The sequence below is a fragment of the Ruegeria sp. N4 genome (assembly GCF_056531425.1).
On record NZ_JBQFLT010000016.1, the window covers coordinates 51809 to 67542 of the forward strand.

At 60.3% G+C, this 15734-nt stretch carries 11 protein-coding genes; 7 read left to right on the plus strand and 4 right to left on the minus strand.

Annotated features, from left to right (window positions below):
- Positions 1–13 precede the first annotated feature (13 nt).
- From ACR0LW_RS19605 to ACR0LW_RS19625, 5 genes are read left to right on the plus strand one after another with little or no spacing between them, the layout of a single operon-like run.
- Positions 14–1588 carry an ABC transporter substrate-binding protein gene (locus ACR0LW_RS19605; protein WP_480884032.1) on the plus strand — a complete coding sequence of 525 codons (1575 nt, stop codon included), beginning with the start codon at positions 14–16 and terminating at the stop codon, positions 1586–1588.
- 56 nt (positions 1589–1644) lie between these two features.
- The gene (locus ACR0LW_RS19610) at positions 1645–3198 is read left to right on the plus strand and encodes an ABC transporter substrate-binding protein (RefSeq protein ID WP_480884034.1); all 1554 of its coding nucleotides are present in this window, start codon (positions 1645–1647) and stop codon (positions 3196–3198) included.
- Complete coding sequence (locus ACR0LW_RS19615) at positions 3199–4167, plus strand: ABC transporter permease (RefSeq protein WP_170623388.1); 969 nt, start codon at positions 3199–3201, stop codon at positions 4165–4167. It begins immediately after the preceding gene.
- On the plus strand, positions 4164–5078 hold the full coding sequence (locus ACR0LW_RS19620; protein WP_170453450.1) for an ABC transporter permease: 915 nt from the start codon (positions 4164–4166) through the stop codon (positions 5076–5078). Before ACR0LW_RS19615 ends, ACR0LW_RS19620 begins: the two co-directional genes overlap by 4 nt.
- A complete protein-coding gene (locus ACR0LW_RS19625; protein ID WP_480884037.1) occupies positions 5075–6763 on the plus strand; it encodes an ABC transporter ATP-binding protein in 1689 nt (562 codons plus the stop codon). The genes ACR0LW_RS19620 and ACR0LW_RS19625 overlap by 4 nt, the downstream gene beginning before the upstream one ends.
- A gap of 31 nt (positions 6764–6794) precedes the next feature.
- Here the strand turns inward: ACR0LW_RS19625 and ACR0LW_RS19630 are convergent, their stop codons facing one another.
- Complete coding sequence (locus ACR0LW_RS19630) at positions 6795–7559, minus strand: helix-turn-helix domain-containing protein (RefSeq protein WP_480884039.1); 765 nt, start codon at positions 7557–7559, stop codon at positions 6795–6797.
- A 106-nt stretch (positions 7560–7665) separates the two neighbouring features.
- Between ACR0LW_RS19630 and ACR0LW_RS19635 the strand changes: the two genes are divergently transcribed.
- Positions 7666–8094 carry a hypothetical protein gene (locus tag ACR0LW_RS19635; protein WP_480884041.1) on the plus strand — a complete coding sequence of 143 codons (429 nt, stop codon included), beginning with the start codon at positions 7666–7668 and terminating at the stop codon, positions 8092–8094.
- Positions 8095–8115: 21 nt separating this feature from the next.
- On the opposite strand, the gene ACR0LW_RS19640 is transcribed toward ACR0LW_RS19635, so the two are convergent.
- Complete coding sequence (locus tag ACR0LW_RS19640) at positions 8116–9606, minus strand: chymotrypsin family serine protease (protein ID WP_480884043.1); 1491 nt, start codon at positions 9604–9606, stop codon at positions 8116–8118.
- 252 nt (positions 9607–9858) lie between these two features.
- Between ACR0LW_RS19640 and ACR0LW_RS19645 the strand changes: the two genes are divergently transcribed.
- Positions 9859–12018: a hypothetical protein gene (locus ACR0LW_RS19645; RefSeq protein WP_480884045.1), complete on the plus strand. Its 2160-nt coding sequence runs from the start codon at positions 9859–9861 to the stop codon at positions 12016–12018.
- Positions 12019–12084: 66 nt separating this feature from the next.
- Here ACR0LW_RS19645 and ACR0LW_RS19650 read toward each other — a convergent pair whose 3' ends face one another.
- Entirely contained in the window at positions 12085–13626 is a 1542-nt protein-coding gene (locus ACR0LW_RS19650) for an ankyrin repeat domain-containing protein (protein WP_480884048.1), read from the minus strand.
- Between the two features lie 178 nt (positions 13627–13804).
- Positions 13805–15733, minus strand: a complete 1929-nt coding sequence (gene dxs, locus ACR0LW_RS19655) for a 1-deoxy-D-xylulose-5-phosphate synthase (protein WP_480884050.1) — start codon at positions 15731–15733, stop codon at positions 13805–13807.
- Between the last annotated feature and the right edge of the window lies 1 nt (position 15734).

Consider the following 15734-nt stretch of genomic DNA (forward strand, 5'->3'; position numbering starts at 1 on the left):
AAGGGAGGAAATTATGAACAAACCAATGCTTGCACTTGCGGTGCTGATGACGTCGACGACGTTGGCCAGTGCGGAAACCCTGCGCTGGGCGCGCTCGGGCGATGCGCTGACGCTGGATCCGCATTCGCAAAACGAAGGGCCCACGCATACCGTGCGCCATCAGATGTATGAACCGCTGATTATCCGCGATACATCCGGCGCTTTTGAGCCTGCGCTTGCCACGGATTGGGCCCCCAGTGAGAGTGATCCCAATGTCTGGGTGTTTAACCTGCGTCAGGGCGTGAAGTTCCATGATGGGGCCGATTTCACGGCGGAAGACGTGGTGTTCAGCATCAACCGTGCCAAACAGCCGAACTCGGACATGAAGGAACTGATCAACTCGATCGTCGAAGTGCGCGCTGTCGATGACCACACGGTCGAGATTGTGACAGACGGGCCGAACCCGATCCTGCCGGCGAACCTGACGGACCTGTTCATCATGGATCAGGGCTGGACCGAGGCGAACAACACGGTCGATGTGCAGGATTTCGAAGGCGGAGAGATTACCTTTGCCACCACCAACGTAAACGGCACCGGTCCATACAAACTTGTCAGCCGCGAGCCGGACGTAAAAACCGTGATGCAGCGGAACGAGGATTACTGGGGCCGCGATCAGTTCCCGATGGCGATCAGCGAGATCATCTATACGCCGATCCAGAACGACGCGACCCGCGTGGCGGCGATGCTGTCGGGTGAGGTGAATTTCCTTCAGGATATGCCGGTTCAGGATCTCGACCGGGTCAATGCCGTGGACGGTCTGGTTGTCAAACAGGCACCTCAGAACCGGGTGATCTTTTTTGGCATGAACCAGGGCGGGGATGACATCGAAGCGGACAACGTCGACGGCAAGAATCCTTTGGCCGATGTGCGCGTGCGTCAGGCCATGTCCAAGGCCATCAACCGCGACGCCATCAAGCAGGTGGTCATGCGCGGTCAGTCGCAACCTGCCGGGATGATCGCGCCGCCCTTCGTAAATGGCTGGACGGCCGAGATGGACGGTGAAAGCAGCACGGATGTCGAAGGCGCCAAGGCCCTGCTGGCCGAGGCGGGCTATCCTGACGGATTCTCGATCCGGCTGGATTGCCCGAACGACCGTTACATCAACGATGAAGGCATCTGTCAGGCCGCTGTCGGGATGCTGGGTCAGATCGGCATCACCGTGAATCTGGATGCCAAGCCCAAGGCGCAGCACTTCCCGCTGATCACGGATGGAAAGACCGATTTCTACATGCTGGGCTGGGGTGTTCCGACCTACGATTCGGAGTACATCTTCAACTTCCTGGTTCACGGTCGTGAAAGCGACATTGGCACGTGGAACGGAACCGGTTTTGACAACGACGAGTTGGACGCCAAGATCAAATCTCTGGCCTCGAACACGGACCTCGTTGCGCGCGATCAGGATATCGCCGAGATCTGGCGCGTGGTGCAGGATGAACAGCTGTATATCCCGATCCACCATCAGGTGCTGAACTGGGGCATGGCCGAGAGTCTGGACATCAACGTCGATCCCGAAGATCAGCCGATGGTGAAACATTTCGGCCTGAACTAACCCGTGTCGCCGGGCCTCGGGGTACGAGGCCCGGCACCAAAAAAGTGGGAGCTATCATGAAACGTCTGACCACTGCCGCGCTTTTGGGCGCGCTTGCTTTACCCGTCGCCGCCGAAGAGTTCACCTTTGCCGTCACCACCGATCCGCAAACGATGGACCCTCATGCGGTGAATTCCGCCCCTGTTCTGGGGTTCCTGAACAATGTCTACGAAGGGCTGGTGCGTCGGGGCAAGGATATGACCATCGAACCGGCGCTGGCCACCAGTTGGGAAACCATCGGGGACGGCGCAGGCTGGCGGTTCAAGCTGCGCGAGGGCGTGACGTTTCATGATGGGTCCGAATTCAATGCCGATGATGTGATTTTCTCGTTTCAGCGCGCGTCCGATGAAAATTCAGACACCCGTAGTTGGTTCGCGCCGGTCAGTGAGGTGGTGAAAGTTAACGATTACACCGTCGATGTGATGACCACCGCGCCAAATCCGATCTTTCCTGACAGCATCGCCAACTGGATGATCATGGACAGCGGCTGGGCCGAGGCCAACGACGCCGCCCTTCCCGACAAAGAGGCCGGGAACCATGCGACGCTCAACGCCAACGGAACCGGTGCCTTTCGCGTCACTGCACGCGAACCGGGGCTGCGTACTGTCCTTGAGCCTTTCGAGGGCTGGTGGGACGAGGCAGAGCACAACCTGACCCGCGCCGAACTTGTGCCGATCCAGAACCCGGCGACCGCTCTGGCGGCTCTGCTGTCTGGCGATGTGGATTTCATCAACCCGGTCCCGATTCAGGACGTCGCCCGTTTGCAGGGCAACCCGGATGTAAAGGTCATTCAGGGGATCGAAGCGCGCGTGATTATGCTGGGCTTTGACCAGCAGGAAGGCGCAAGCGAGGCCGGGCAGGGTAATTCTGACCTGTTCCTTGATCCGCGAACCCGCGAGGCGGTGGCCAAGGCGGTCAACGTTCCGGCCATCCTTCAGACCATCATGCGCGGTAATGCCGAGGTGGCCAGCCAGTTGGTCAGCCCCGCGATGCGCGGTTATTCAGCGGCCAATGCAGACCCCTACGCCTATGACCCCGACGGGGCCAAGGCGCTGCTTGCCGAAGCGGGGGCGGAGGGGGTCGAGGTCAGCTTCAAATGCTCCAACAATCGCTATCTGAATGATGAAGCGGTTTGTCAGGCGATCACCGCCATGCTGACTCAGGCCGGGCTGAATGTGACGCTGGATGCGATGCCAGTGCAGAACTACTGGCCGGAGCTGCGGGCCGACAATTTCGACATGTACCTGCTGGGCTGGTCGCCGGGCACGTTTGATGCCGAACATCCCGTGCGCTTTCTCGCCTCGACCCCGAATGAGGAAAAGAAGCTGGGCTCGTGGAACTTCGGCGGCTATTCGAACGCCCGCGTGGATGAATTGCTGCCGCTGATCCAGTCCGAGATTCACGAACCCACGCGTCAGGCCATGTTGGATGAGGTCGCAGGCATCCTGCAGGACGAGGTAGCTTACGTGCCGCTTTATGTTCAGCCTTTGGTCTGGGGTGCCCGCAGCAATATCGAGCTGACTCAACGGCCCGACAACTTCTTCCTTCTGCGCTGGGTCACGGTCAACTAAATGCTGTCATACATCATCAGGCGCGTGGCCCAGTCGGCGCTGGTTCTGTTCGTCGTGGGCCTTGTCGCCTTTTCCATGTTCCGCTTTGTCGGTGATCCAATCGACAACATGCTGGGGCAGGAACGGACCATGGAAGATGTGGAACGTCTGCGCACTCAACTTGGCCTCGATCAGCCGTTTCCGGTGCAATATGTGAAGTTCCTGCAAGAGGCGGTGCAGGGCAATTTCGGCGTCAGCTTCCGCCAGGGTCGCCCGGTGGCCGAGATTCTGGCCGAACGCGCCCCAGCGACGCTGGAACTGGCAATGGTGTCAGCCGTGTTTGCCATCGTTCTGGGCATTGCGCTGGGCGTCTTTACCGCGATCCGGCGGGACGGGTTTGCGGCGAATTTCATCATGTCGGCCTCGCTGATCGGGGTATCTTTGCCCACCTTCCTGATCGGTATTCTGTTGATCTACGTCTTCTCGGTCGAACTGGGCTGGCTGCCCAGCTTCGGGCGCGGTGAGGTCGTTGACCTTGGCTGGTGGAACACCGGGTTCCTGACGGCCAGTGGCCTCAAGGCGTTGATCCTGCCCGCGATCACGCTGGGATTGTACCAAATGACCCTGATCATGCGGTTGGTGCGGTCCGAGATGCTAGAGGTGCTGCGGCAGGACTACATCCGCTTTGCCCGCGCCCGTGGACTGAGCGACCGGACCATCAACTTCCGCCACGCGTTGAAAAACACCATGGTCCCGGTGATCACCATCATAGGCCTGCAATTGGGAGCCATCATCGCCTTTGCCATCATCACCGAAACGGTGTTCCAGTGGCCGGGCCTTGGCCTTTTGTTCATCAACGCAATCCAGTTCGTGGATATCCCTGTCATGGCAGCTTACCTGATGATGATCTCGGTCATCTTCGTCACCATCAACCTTGCGGTCGACATCCTTTACGCCTTCATCGACCCGCGCCTGAGGGTCAGCGCATGAGCCGAGTGAAACGCATTCTGGACAGCGACCAGTTCTACGCCTTTCGCCGCTCGCCCGTGGCCATAGTCTCTGCGACGGTGGCTTTGGTGCTGATCCTTGCCACCATCCTTGCACCGCTGATTGCGCCGACGAACCCGTTTGATCCGGCCAGCCTGAACCTGATGAATGGCTTCACCCCGCCCATGGAGCCCAATGCCTTTACCGGTGAAAGCTTCCTGATGGGCACCGACGATCAGGGCCGGGATGTGTTCTCAACCATTCTCTACGGCATGCGAATCTCGCTGTTTGTGGGCGTGGCGGCGGTTCTGTTTGCCATGGTTCTGGGGATCATTCTGGGCTTGCTGTCCGGCTATTTCGGCGGCTGGACCGAAACCATCATCATGCGTACGGCGGATGTGCAGCTGACCTTCCCATCAATCCTTCTGGCCATGCTGATCTTTGGCATCGCCAAGGGCATCACGCCCATTGAATACCGAGACCAGATGGCGATCTGGGTGCTGATCCTTGCCATTGGCCTGTCCGACTGGGTGCAGTTCGCACGCGTCGTCCGGGGTGCCACGCTGGTTGAAAAGAACAAGGATTACGTCGCCGCCGCGCGCATCATTGGGCAAAGCCCGCTGACCATCATGCTGCGCCATATCCTGCCCAACGTGCTGTCACCGGTGCTGGTGATCGCCACCATCTCATTGGCGCTGGCGATCATTGCCGAGGCGACGCTCAGTTTCCTTGGTGTTGGTGCGCCGCCTACGCAACCGTCGCTGGGCACGCTGATCCGTATCGGGCAGGGCTTCCTGTTCTCGGGTGAGTGGTGGATCCTGTTCTTCCCCGCCTGCACCCTGCTGGCGCTGGCGCTGAGTGTGAACCTGCTTGGCGACTGGCTGCGCGATGTTTTGAACCCGAGGCTGAAATGACCGACCCCGTTCTTTCGATCCGCAACCTGACGGTGGAAATCCCCACCCGCCACGGCATTTTCAAGCCGGTCGAGCATGTGACCTATGACCTGCATCCCGGTGAAATCCGGGGCGTTGTCGGCGAAAGCGGTGCCGGAAAGTCCATGACCGGCAATGCCGTGATCGGCCTGCTGGACCCTCCGGCCCATGTCTCCGAGGGCGAGGTCTGGCTGAACGGTCGCCGGATTGACGAACTGGACGCCGAGGACAAGCGCAGAATCCGGGGCAAAGAGATCGGGATGATCTTTCAGGACCCGCTGACCTCGCTGAACCCGCTGTTCACGGTGGGCGAGCAACTGGTTGAGACAATCCAGCTGCATCTTGGCCTGTCCGCGTCTGACGCGAAGAAACGCGCGATTGCGCTGCTGGATCGCGTCTCGATCCCCGACCCGGCGGATCGGTTCAATCAATACCCGCACCAGTTTTCCGGCGGCATGCGTCAGCGGGTGGTGATCGCGCTTGCGCTGTGTACCGAACCCAGCGTGTTGATCGCAGATGAACCCACGACCGCTTTGGACGTGTCCGTGCAGGCGCAGGTGCTGGATCTGATCAAGGAACTGGCCAAGGAACGTCAGGTCGGCGTCATCCTTGTGACGCACGACATGGGCGTCATCGCTGACACCACAGACACCGTCACAGTGATGTATTCCGGCCATGTGGTTGAAAGCGGCACGACTGATCAGATCCTCGGCGCACCCACGCACGAATACACCAAATCCCTGATTGCCGCTGTGCCGCGCCCGCATACCAAAGTCGAGCGTTTTCCGGTGGTCAGCTATGGCGAGCGGGAGAGAACCTTCAAGATCGACGATCTGGCAGCCCATTGGGACAAGACCGATCTGTCCAAATCGGGTAAGCTGCTTGAGGTCGACAACATCACCAAGACCTTCCTGCAAAAGGGCGGTCTGCTGCCGTCGCAGCGGAAATATTTTACCGCCGTCGATCAGGTCAGTTTTGACATTCGTGATGGTGAGGTGTTCGGCCTTGTTGGCGAAAGCGGGTCCGGCAAATCCACCGTCGCACGAATGATCGGCACGCTTTATCCGGTGGACGGTGGCCAAGTGATCTTTGACGGGCAGGATGTGACGGCCATGGGGGCGGACGCACTGCAAGCCTATCGCCGCCAGATCCAGATGATTTTTCAGGACCCGTTCTCCAGCCTCAATCCCCGGATGAGGGTCGGGGATCTTGTGGCCGAGCCGATCCATCACCATAAAATCCTGCCAAAACCCGCCGTTGAGCCGCGCGTGCGCGAGTTGCTGGATTGGGTCGGGCTGGCCAAGGATGCCTGGCGCAAATACCCGCATGAATTCTCGGGCGGGCAGCGCCAGCGCATCTGTATCGCCCGCGCGCTGGCCACGCAGCCCCGGTTCCTGATCTGCGATGAGCCGACAAGCGCGCTGGATGTCTCGATTCAGGCACAGATTCTGAACATTCTGAAGGACCTGCAGGATCACCTTGGCCTGACCATGCTGTTCATCAGCCATGATCTGCCCGTCGTGCGGCAGATGTGTGATCGGGTGGGCGTCATGCGACGGGGCAAACTGGTCGAGGTTCAGGACACCGATGCACTGTTTTCGGCCCCTCAGCATGCCTACACCAAAGAGCTGCTGGATTTGATGCCCCGGTTGAAACAACTGGCATAGCGGCACTGGTCAATTGCCGCTCGGGGCACCCTCAATGCTGCGCCGAGCGGGACAAGGCTTGCAGGAAATCCGCGCTGGCATCATCGGACGGAAAGAACAGTTCGATCTTTAGATTATCCAGCGTCACATCCGTAACGGTGCTGAACTGCGCGATGGTGCCGAACATCGAAACGCGCTGGCCGCCAAACCGATAGATTGTCGGAATGGTTGGCCCAATTGCGGCGTCACTGCGAATCTGCGCCTGTTCCGCCAGGGCCCGCGCGGCGGCGTCCAGTTCCGGCAGGCCACCGGCATTGGCGCTTTCGGACCGCAGGCGCAGCATTGTGTGATGGGCAACCTCGGGCCAGTTCTCGACAAGCTCGGCCATCAGTGGGCTGGTGATCAGCGTCAGAAGGCTTTGACCTTGCGCGATCCCAAGTGGCGCAAACAGCTTCTCGGCAGGTTTGTTCAGTCGAACGAGGTACCACAACCGGTCCAGCGCCATCGCCGGATACGGTTCATGCTGTTTCAGCGTCCACTCCACGGCGCTGCGGATGGGGGCCATGGCGGCATCATCGAAGGGCGTCGCCGCAAATCGAGCGGCGAACCCCTCGGCCCGCATCATCTGATTGCGCGCATCGACCGGCACATCCATGACCTCGGACAGGTGCAGGATCATGTCCGGGCTGGGCCGGGACCTGCCGGTTTCAAGGAACGAGATATGGCGGGCGCTGACATCAGCCTCAACCGCCAGATCTAGCTGGCTCATCCTGCGCCGCTTGCGCCACTCTTTCAGCAATCTGGGATACGGGGTCATGACACAAGCCTAGCAAGCGCGGGTACGGAAATCACTTACCTCTGACGTAATTGCTTTGTGTTCGACCCATGGCGCATCAAGGACGGGTCTTGAACAGGAGGGGACCATGACCCGACAACATTCCGCAATGCGCTTGTCCGGCACTATTCTGATCGTGACCGGCGTTCTTTTCGCACTTACCGCGCTTCCGGCTTTGCACGGTCTTGCGCATATTTTTCTGACGGTCGCGTATTGGCCGTTCCAAACGGTTCCTTCGGATATATCCGCTCCGACCACATTGTTGCTGGCGATCACGGGCGGTCTGACGGCCGGGCTGGGCGCTATGCAATGGGCATTGGGTACCCATGTTGCGCCTTTGTCGGCGACGGTGGCCGCGAAGGTTGCAAAGATAGCGACGTGGACATGGTTCTGCACCGATAGCGCAGGATCCATCCTTGTGGGCGCGCCGTTCAACGTTGTGCTGAATCTGTCCTTCCTGCTGCTGATCCTGTGGTCCTGCCGAACGCAGCCGGACGGTAATCCTGTGGCGACCTGATCTTGGCCTCGGCCCAACCGTTCAATAAGCGGCACCCTGTTCGAACAGGTCGGACAGGGACTTGCCCTCTACCACCTCCAGCATTTTGGCCATGGCCTGCACCGACGCCACCAGCTTTTCATCGCCGGATCGTTCGATCTCATGGATCAGTTTTTGCAGCCGCTTGACATCCTGGGCACAGATACGTCGGGACAGCACGTCACTTGTAGTGATCGCCCCGGACAGGATCGGGCCTATGGCGGCGACCGCGGCGCGGCGTACATCGCCGTTTCGGATCATCAACTCGGTCAGGGCTGCGCGGTGTGCACTGACCAGAGTGTTCAGCTGACGCCCGCTGCCCGATCCGTCCAGGCGGGCCTGTAGATCGCGCCCAAGACCACGGGCCGGCGACCCGGCCCTTGCCCAGCGTCTTTCACGCGGTGTGAACGGATGAAGCCCCGCCGCCGGTGACACATCTGCATCGGGTGAGGCGAAGCCCGGTGCAACCGCCATCTCTTCGACAAAATCGGCAAACAGGCCATCGCAAATCGGCGCCAGATCAAGCTGCTCGAAAACATTTCGCATCTTGCAGGCCAGCCCGTCAGAATCCGTGGAACTGGCGAAATGCAGCCCCACAGCCGGATGGATGGCCGAGGACGTGGGCAACCCCGCCTGCGAAAACACGACAGAGCCCGAGTCGCCCGGTTCCGCCCAAACGCCACCGTCAGAGGCCTGAATCTGTACGACATCCTCGAAAAAGAAGATGTCGTCGGCCAGAAACACGGCAGTGTCCACATCCGCATCGACAACCTGGCCCTGGGTCAACCCGCTGGATTTGCCCGACTTCTGCACAGCCATGCCCAGCGTCGGTGTGTCCACCGCATAGATCGCCGAGCCGACGTCCAGCACAACGGTTTGCACTATGTCGGTGTTTGTGGGTTCCGCAATTGCTGCATCGACGGTTCTGGTTTCGCCTGCCTGCAACTCGATCAGCCGCTTGACGGTTCCGACCCGGTCGTCCGTCACGTCGCCGCCATCCGACAAGCCCGGCTGCAGCATCGGTCCGTTCAACAGGACCACGACGTCAAAAAACCCCACGACGTGGCATGCCGTGAGCATAACAAAGCTTGCATCGGTCCGGTCCCACGCCCAGCCGCCGATCGTGCCGGTAAAGACCGAACCGCCGCTGACCCCACCCGGCACGGGGCGGAACCTGTCTGTCGGGTCGGCGGTAAAGCGCATCGGCGGCTGCTCGATCACATCGGTCGGCAATTCGACCTCGCGCCCGTCGCGCTGCGACCAGATGCGGAATGCGGCGGGCACCCGACGATCCGGCGCTATTCGGTCCGTCGGGTGCTTGCAGCTGACATAGAACCGCAGACACAGCGTATCGGTCGGTTTGCCTGACACGATTTTCTGCCCGATCCCAATCGCATGGGCGTCATATTGGCGAAACGCGCCCTTGCCCAAATGCTGTTTCTTGTAGGCCCTGAGCAGCGGATAAAGATCGCCTTCGGCGTTCGGGGTAACCATGAAAAGCCCTCCTACGGCATGAAAAAAGTCAGCAACTATCAGGAGTGTTCGTGCGCTTGGCTTACCCATAGACTAGCACAGATTGGCCAGGCCTGCATCACCGCCAGGTTGTGCCGCGCTGGCACCGGCCAATTGCAGCCAAGCCCCGGCGGGCAGTCGCGGAATCAGCCAAAATCGTGTATAGTACAACCTGTGCAGGTATTTGTGACTGCATGTTTTTTATTTATTTTAAGCATTTATTGGAGAATTCCCATGACGGATGTCAGCAAGGAAATTGAACTTCGAACGTCTGCCAATTTCAGGCTGCTTCAGAACCCGAACTATTTCGGCAACCTGTCCCAACTGGACCTGAAAGGGCTGCAAAAACCGGTTCTGAAAAAGATTCAGGACGTCGCTTTCGAAGAACTGACCTGCATCGGCTACAACCCCGACAGCAGCATCCTGACCGCGATTGTGCGGATCAAGCAGGCCGATGGCTATGGCGGCGGGCCCTGCACTGACGGGTCGCAGGAATATGTGCGCTTTTACCTCGATTACGGTGACGGCGTTTGGGTCGACAGCGGGGTGAACAGCTTCAACATCCATGACCTCGGGTTCAAGGATGACCTGTGTTACGCCGTGTCGATCAAGGTCGATCCCAAGAAACGGACATGTTGCGACCGCGACCCGGTTTTGCCGACCGTTCGGGCCGTTCTGTCCTGGAACGTGATCCCGCCGGCCAATATGCCGAACTGGCTGCCGATCTGGGGCAACAGGCTGGAGCGCGACATTCAGATCAACCCCAGAAGCCCGTTCCTGTGCAACCTGATCGATCATATCACCGATATCGGCGTTCAACAGATCGACCCGAAAGTGCTGCAGCAGGCGACATCGCTGCTGGAAACGCAGTTGGTTGCGAACAAACCGGCGGCCTCGCTGGCGCAGTTGATGAAAAAGACCGACCGGGCGGACAAGATGCAGGTTCTGCGCAATGTCTTTCCCACCATGGTCAAACTTGCGGCCGACAGTACGGATATCGCCGCAAGCCAGACGATGGCGGCCTTCCAGATACCGGATTTTGACATCGACCTTTCGGATTTCGATGACTTCATCATGAAGCCCGACTTCAACACGACATATGAAGAGCTTCACTGCGTTGGTCTGGATCGCGACACCTCGCACCTGCATGGCGTGATCGAGATCAAGCGCGCCAGTGGCTATTCGGGCGATCTGTGTTCGCAAGGGTCGCGGGAATATGTCGCCTTCTACCTTGATTTCGGATCGGGCTGGGAATTCCAGGGCATCACCTGGGTCGATGTGCACAATATCGATCAGATCCCGGATGACGGGCTGTGGTATCAGGCCTCGCTGCCGGTGGATCTGGATGATCATCGCAAAGAATGGTGCAAGACCGGGCAGGCGCGGATTCGCGGTATCCTGTCCTGGGCCGTCCCGCCCGCGCCGAATGATCCGGATTTCGTGCCCCATTGGGGCGACCGGGCCGATTGCACGATCGAGGTTGAACATCTTCCGAAAGGCGGTGTGCCGGGGCAGTTCCTGCCCTTCCTGGAATCCATCGGAAATATGCCGATCCCGCAGATCAACGCCATGGGATATGCCAATGGCGCGGGCGTGGGCGGTATCATCCCCAATGCCGACGATGCGCCGTTTGGCGGGCGGACGCTGCTGAAGGGCCGGGCCTTCAACATCCCGGCAGGCGCGATGGAGTACCGGATCATGATCCAGGGACCGTCCGATATCGCGCCACGGGCCTATACCAACCCGTTCGAAGCCGATGTCACCACCTTCCCAAGCCCGTTCTCGGTCAAGCAGACGGTCAACGCGGTTGGCGATTGGTTCCCCTATCTGGCTGCATCACCGCTGGTCTCGGTCGCCGACGATCTGTTGGGCGCATTGACGGGGCTGGAGAACGGGTTGCACTCGGTCTTCATCGAGTTCCGGCAACCGGCAGGTCCGGTTCTGGGCACAACCGTATCGACGGTCTTTATGGTCGACAACACCCGGCCCGGCGCGGATGTCGAAATCACAAGCGGCGCTGGGAACTGTGGCAAGTTCGGCGTGGGCGAAGTGATCTCGGGCACGTATTCGATGACGGGCAATCACTGCGGAAGCCTGCGCATCCATGTGACCCCGCTGCCCGAGGCTGCGGGCGGCACCATGGTCATCACTTCCGCCGCACCTGCGGCGACGGTTCTGCCCCCGTTTGTGGGCGGCAGTTCGTCGGTCACGATCAGCTACGCGGCTGGATCGCTGAGTACCGATGGCGCGTCTGGTAATTGGGAGCTTGATACAACCGGCATGGATCCCTGCGGCTACAACATCCGCATCCATGTAAGCGACCGCACCATTCTGAACAGTGGTCCGAACAACTGGACAAATGGCGACATCGAAGGCTTCTGCCTGGACGGCTGACGCCAGTAGTGCAAGCCGGGCGGCGGCGCTTGAATTGCGCCGCCGCTTTTCTTTCGTCGGTGCGTGTCAAATCACCCCGTGTTCCGCAACCTGATCCGGATGCGCCTCCGCCCAATCGGCAAGAAATTCGGACATCTCGGGCCGGGTTGCAAATTGCGGGGCTTTTCGGGGCAATGGTACGCCCCGCTCTAACGCCATCCGGGCGCAGTCGAGATGGTCGCGATGCGCGCGTTGCGGGCAGTTTTCTGACCCGTGAACGATGGTCGACAGCAATGTGCCGCCATAGGCGTTGGTGTGGTCAAGGTCCGGGTTCTGGTCCAGAAAATAGGCCATGACATCGGTCATACCTTCCCAACCGGCAAGATGCAGCGGCGGCATCCCCATCTCATCCGGCAGGTTGGCGTCAAAGCCCATCTCCACAAGGCGCTGCATATGGGGCAGGCTGCCTTCTCGCCACACCAGACGACCCAGAAGATAGGTCAATTCTTCCGATAGGGCAGTCATATCGATCCGGTCGCCGGGCCTTGGCACTCCATCCGCTGCACGCGCCAAAAGTGCCTCGGTCTCTGATAGCTGCGTGGATACCCCCGCCTGCTCCAGAACATCCGCCACATCCCGGTTCCCGAAGACGCGGGCAAAGGCATAGGGCGTATGGCCGCGACTGACGGCGTTTGGGTCCGCGCCGTGATCCAGCAAGAGCCGGGCGATCTCACCCGAGGCCAAGCGCCGGGCGGTCTGATGCAAGGCGGGGATCACCAGCGATGGCTCGCCCGACGGGTGTGGCGCGATGCCTTCGTTGGGGTCCGCGCCGTGATCCAGCAACAGGCGCACCGCGTCGGTGCTGTTGAAATCAATGGCCCTTGGCAGCGCGTTTGTGCCCTTGGGATCGGCCCCATGGTTCAGCAACATTTGCAGCCCGTCGGTATGGCCAAGCTCGGTGGAATGGTAGAGGGATTCGTTGTCATTGGGGTCCGCGCCGTGGTCCAAAAGCCATTCGGCCAGGGGCATGTTGTCGGCGTGGCCGACAGCGCCATAAAGCGCGGACAGGCGATGGTCTGACTCCGGGTCGAAGGCAAAGCTGTCATTCACATCCGCACCGTGGGCCAATAGCAGATCCGCCATGGCCAGCATGTCGCCCTCTTTCTTGGGGGCGGCCTTGATGTGCCGCGAAAACGCCAGATGGCACATTGGGCGGCGAGGCGGGTATTCACGCGTTGCGGCGCCCGGATCCTGCGCCAGAACCCGGCGCATCGCATCGACTTCATAAAGCGCAACCAAAAGCGGCACCTGATCCTCGGCCAGGTCAGGCTCCTGCGTCAGCAGATACGCCACCGTTTCCGCCGAGCCATTGTAAAGCGCCCAGCGAAGCCGCCCTTGTTTCTGCGCCCGGTCCATGCCTTGTGTTTCGACGGCCAGTTTCAGCGAGGGCCATGTGGCATAACCCGTTTCGCGCGCGATCACATGCAGGCAATCGGCATGTTTGTAGACCCCGTTTCTGGGCGTTTTGACAATACCATGGACGCGCAACATCGCGCCCTTGTCGCCCGCAGTCAGAGCTTTGCCCAAGGCCTTCGCGTCACGGCGCAGTTGGTCGAGTGATTTGGTCATCGGTCTTCCCTCCGCTGCCCGACGGTCCGCTAATCCGGGCTGAGAAACCGATTTGGTTTACAAGTCGTCTTACAGAGGTGCCGATGACAGCTTTCCGCGGACCGGGTGGCTGCCTCAAACAGCCTGACCCGAGCCTAACTTTCGTCCATCAGGGTTGCAAGCCGCATGACCGCCCGGCCTAGGCGCGTTTTTCACCGATCGAGGCAACGCCCAGAACATCCAGAACCCTGGCCTCGATCTGTTCGGCATTCATACCGGCAACCGCGTACATATCCGCCGGGCTGGCCTGATCGATGAAGATGTCCGGCAATACCATCGAGCGATATTTGAGACCGCGATCAAACACGCCTTCATCCGCTAAAAGCTGCGCCACATGGCTGCCAAAGCCGCCCACAGCGCCTTCTTCGATGGTGATCAGCGCCTCGTGGTCGTCGGCCAGGGTCAGGATCAGGTCCCGGTCCAGCGGTTTGGCAAAGCGGGCGTCGGCGATGGTCGGGGTGATCCCCCGCGCGCCAAGCGCTTCGGCCGCCTTCTGAACCTCGGCCAGACGAGTGCCAAAAGACAGCAGCGCCACGCGCGCGCCTTTTTGGATCATTCGGCCCTTGCCGATCTCCAGCGCTTCTCCACGTTCGGGCAAATCGACGCCTACGCCTTCGCCACGTGGATAGCGGAAGGCAATGGGGCCGTCATCATGGGCAACGGCTGTGGCGATCATATGCATCAACTCGGCCTCGTCTGCGGCGGCCATCACAACCATACCCGGCAGATTCGACAGATAGGCGATGTCAAAGGACCCGGCATGGGTCGCCCCATCTGCGCCGACCAGCCCCGCCCGGTCGATGGCAAAACGCACCGGCAGGCGCTGGATCGCCACATCATGCACCACCTGATCGTAACCGCGCTGCAAGAAAGTCGAATACATCGCGCAGAACGGCTTCATCCCGCCCGCCGCCAGAGCAGCCGAGAAGGTCACCCCATGCTGTTCCGCAATCGCCACATCGAAACAGCGCGACGGGTAGCGTTCCGCGAACAGGTTCAGCCCGGTCCCATCCGGCATTGCCGCCGTGACGGCCACGATCTTGTCATCGCGCGCGGCCTCATCCACCAGCGCCTTGCCAAAGACCGAGGTATAGGACGGCGCGTTCGAGGGTGCCTTTTTCTGCTCGCCCGTCACAACGTCGAACTTGGCGGTGGCGTGGCCCTTGTCGCGGGCTTGCTCGGCCGGGGCGTAGCCTTTGCCCTTTTTCGTCAGCACGTGGATTAGGATCGGTCCGGTTGCGCGGGCCTTGACCGTGCGCAGTACCGGCAGCAACTGGTCCAGATCATGGCCATCGATGGGACCGACATAAGAAAAGCCCAGTTCTTCGAACAAGGTGCCGCCCACTGCCATGCCTTTCAGCATTTCCTTGGCGCGCTTGGCCCCTTCACGGAACGGCTCGGGCAACAACGACACCGCGCCCTTGGCGGCGGCTTTTAGGTCGTGGAACGGTTCTTCTGCATAGATGCGCGACAGATAATTGGACAGCGCACCCACCGGGGGGGCGATGCTCATCTCGTTGTCGTTCAGAATGACGATCAGGCGCTTTTTCAGGTGGCCCGCATTGTTCATCGCCTCAAAGGCCATGCCCGCCGACATCGACCCGTCGCCGATCACTGCAATCGCGTCACCCAGCCCCTCGGGCGTCACGCCACCCAGATCGCGCGCAACGGCAAAGCCCAGCGCAGCACTGATCGAGGTCGAGCTGTGCGCCGCGCCAAACGGGTCATACGGGCTTTCGCTGCGCTTGGTGAACCCGCTCAGGCCATCTTTCATCCGCAGCGTGCGGATACGGTCGCGCCGCTCGGTCAGGATTTTGTGCGGATAGCACTGATGGCCCACATCCCAGATGATCTTGTCGCGCGGGGTGTCGAACACGGCATGCAGCGCGGTAGTCAGTTCCACAACACCCAGACCTGCGCCCAGATGCCCGCCTGTCACTGAGACGGCGGAAATCGTCTCGGCCCGCAATTCCTGCGCCACCTGATGCAACTGCGTGTCCGAGAACTGCTTTAGGTCGGCAGGACGGCTCACAAGATCCAGCAGAGGCGTGTTCGGGCGATCAGACATT

Coding starts and splice junctions, on each gene's coding strand:
- ACR0LW_RS19605 (WP_480884032.1), top strand. CDS start 14: ATGAACAAACCAATGCTTGCACTTGCGGTGCTGATGACGTCGACGACG.
- ACR0LW_RS19650 (WP_480884048.1), bottom strand. CDS start 13,626: ATGACCAAATCACTCGACCAACTGCGCCGTGACGCGAAGGCCTTGGGC.
- ACR0LW_RS19630 (WP_480884039.1), bottom strand. CDS start 7,559: ATGACCCCGTATCCCAGATTGCTGAAAGAGTGGCGCAAGCGGCGCAGG.
- ACR0LW_RS19625 (WP_480884037.1), top strand. CDS start 5,075: ATGACCGACCCCGTTCTTTCGATCCGCAACCTGACGGTGGAAATCCCC.
- ACR0LW_RS19610 (WP_480884034.1), top strand. CDS start 1,645: ATGAAACGTCTGACCACTGCCGCGCTTTTGGGCGCGCTTGCTTTACCC.
- ACR0LW_RS19640 (WP_480884043.1), bottom strand. CDS start 9,606: ATGGTTACCCCGAACGCCGAAGGCGATCTTTATCCGCTGCTCAGGGCC.
- ACR0LW_RS19615 (WP_170623388.1), top strand. CDS start 3,199: ATGCTGTCATACATCATCAGGCGCGTGGCCCAGTCGGCGCTGGTTCTG.
- dxs (WP_480884050.1), bottom strand. CDS start 15,733: ATGTCTGATCGCCCGAACACGCCTCTGCTGGATCTTGTGAGCCGTCCT.
- ACR0LW_RS19645 (WP_480884045.1), top strand. CDS start 9,859: ATGACGGATGTCAGCAAGGAAATTGAACTTCGAACGTCTGCCAATTTC.
- ACR0LW_RS19635 (WP_480884041.1), top strand. CDS start 7,666: ATGACCCGACAACATTCCGCAATGCGCTTGTCCGGCACTATTCTGATC.
- ACR0LW_RS19620 (WP_170453450.1), top strand. CDS start 4,164: ATGAGCCGAGTGAAACGCATTCTGGACAGCGACCAGTTCTACGCCTTT.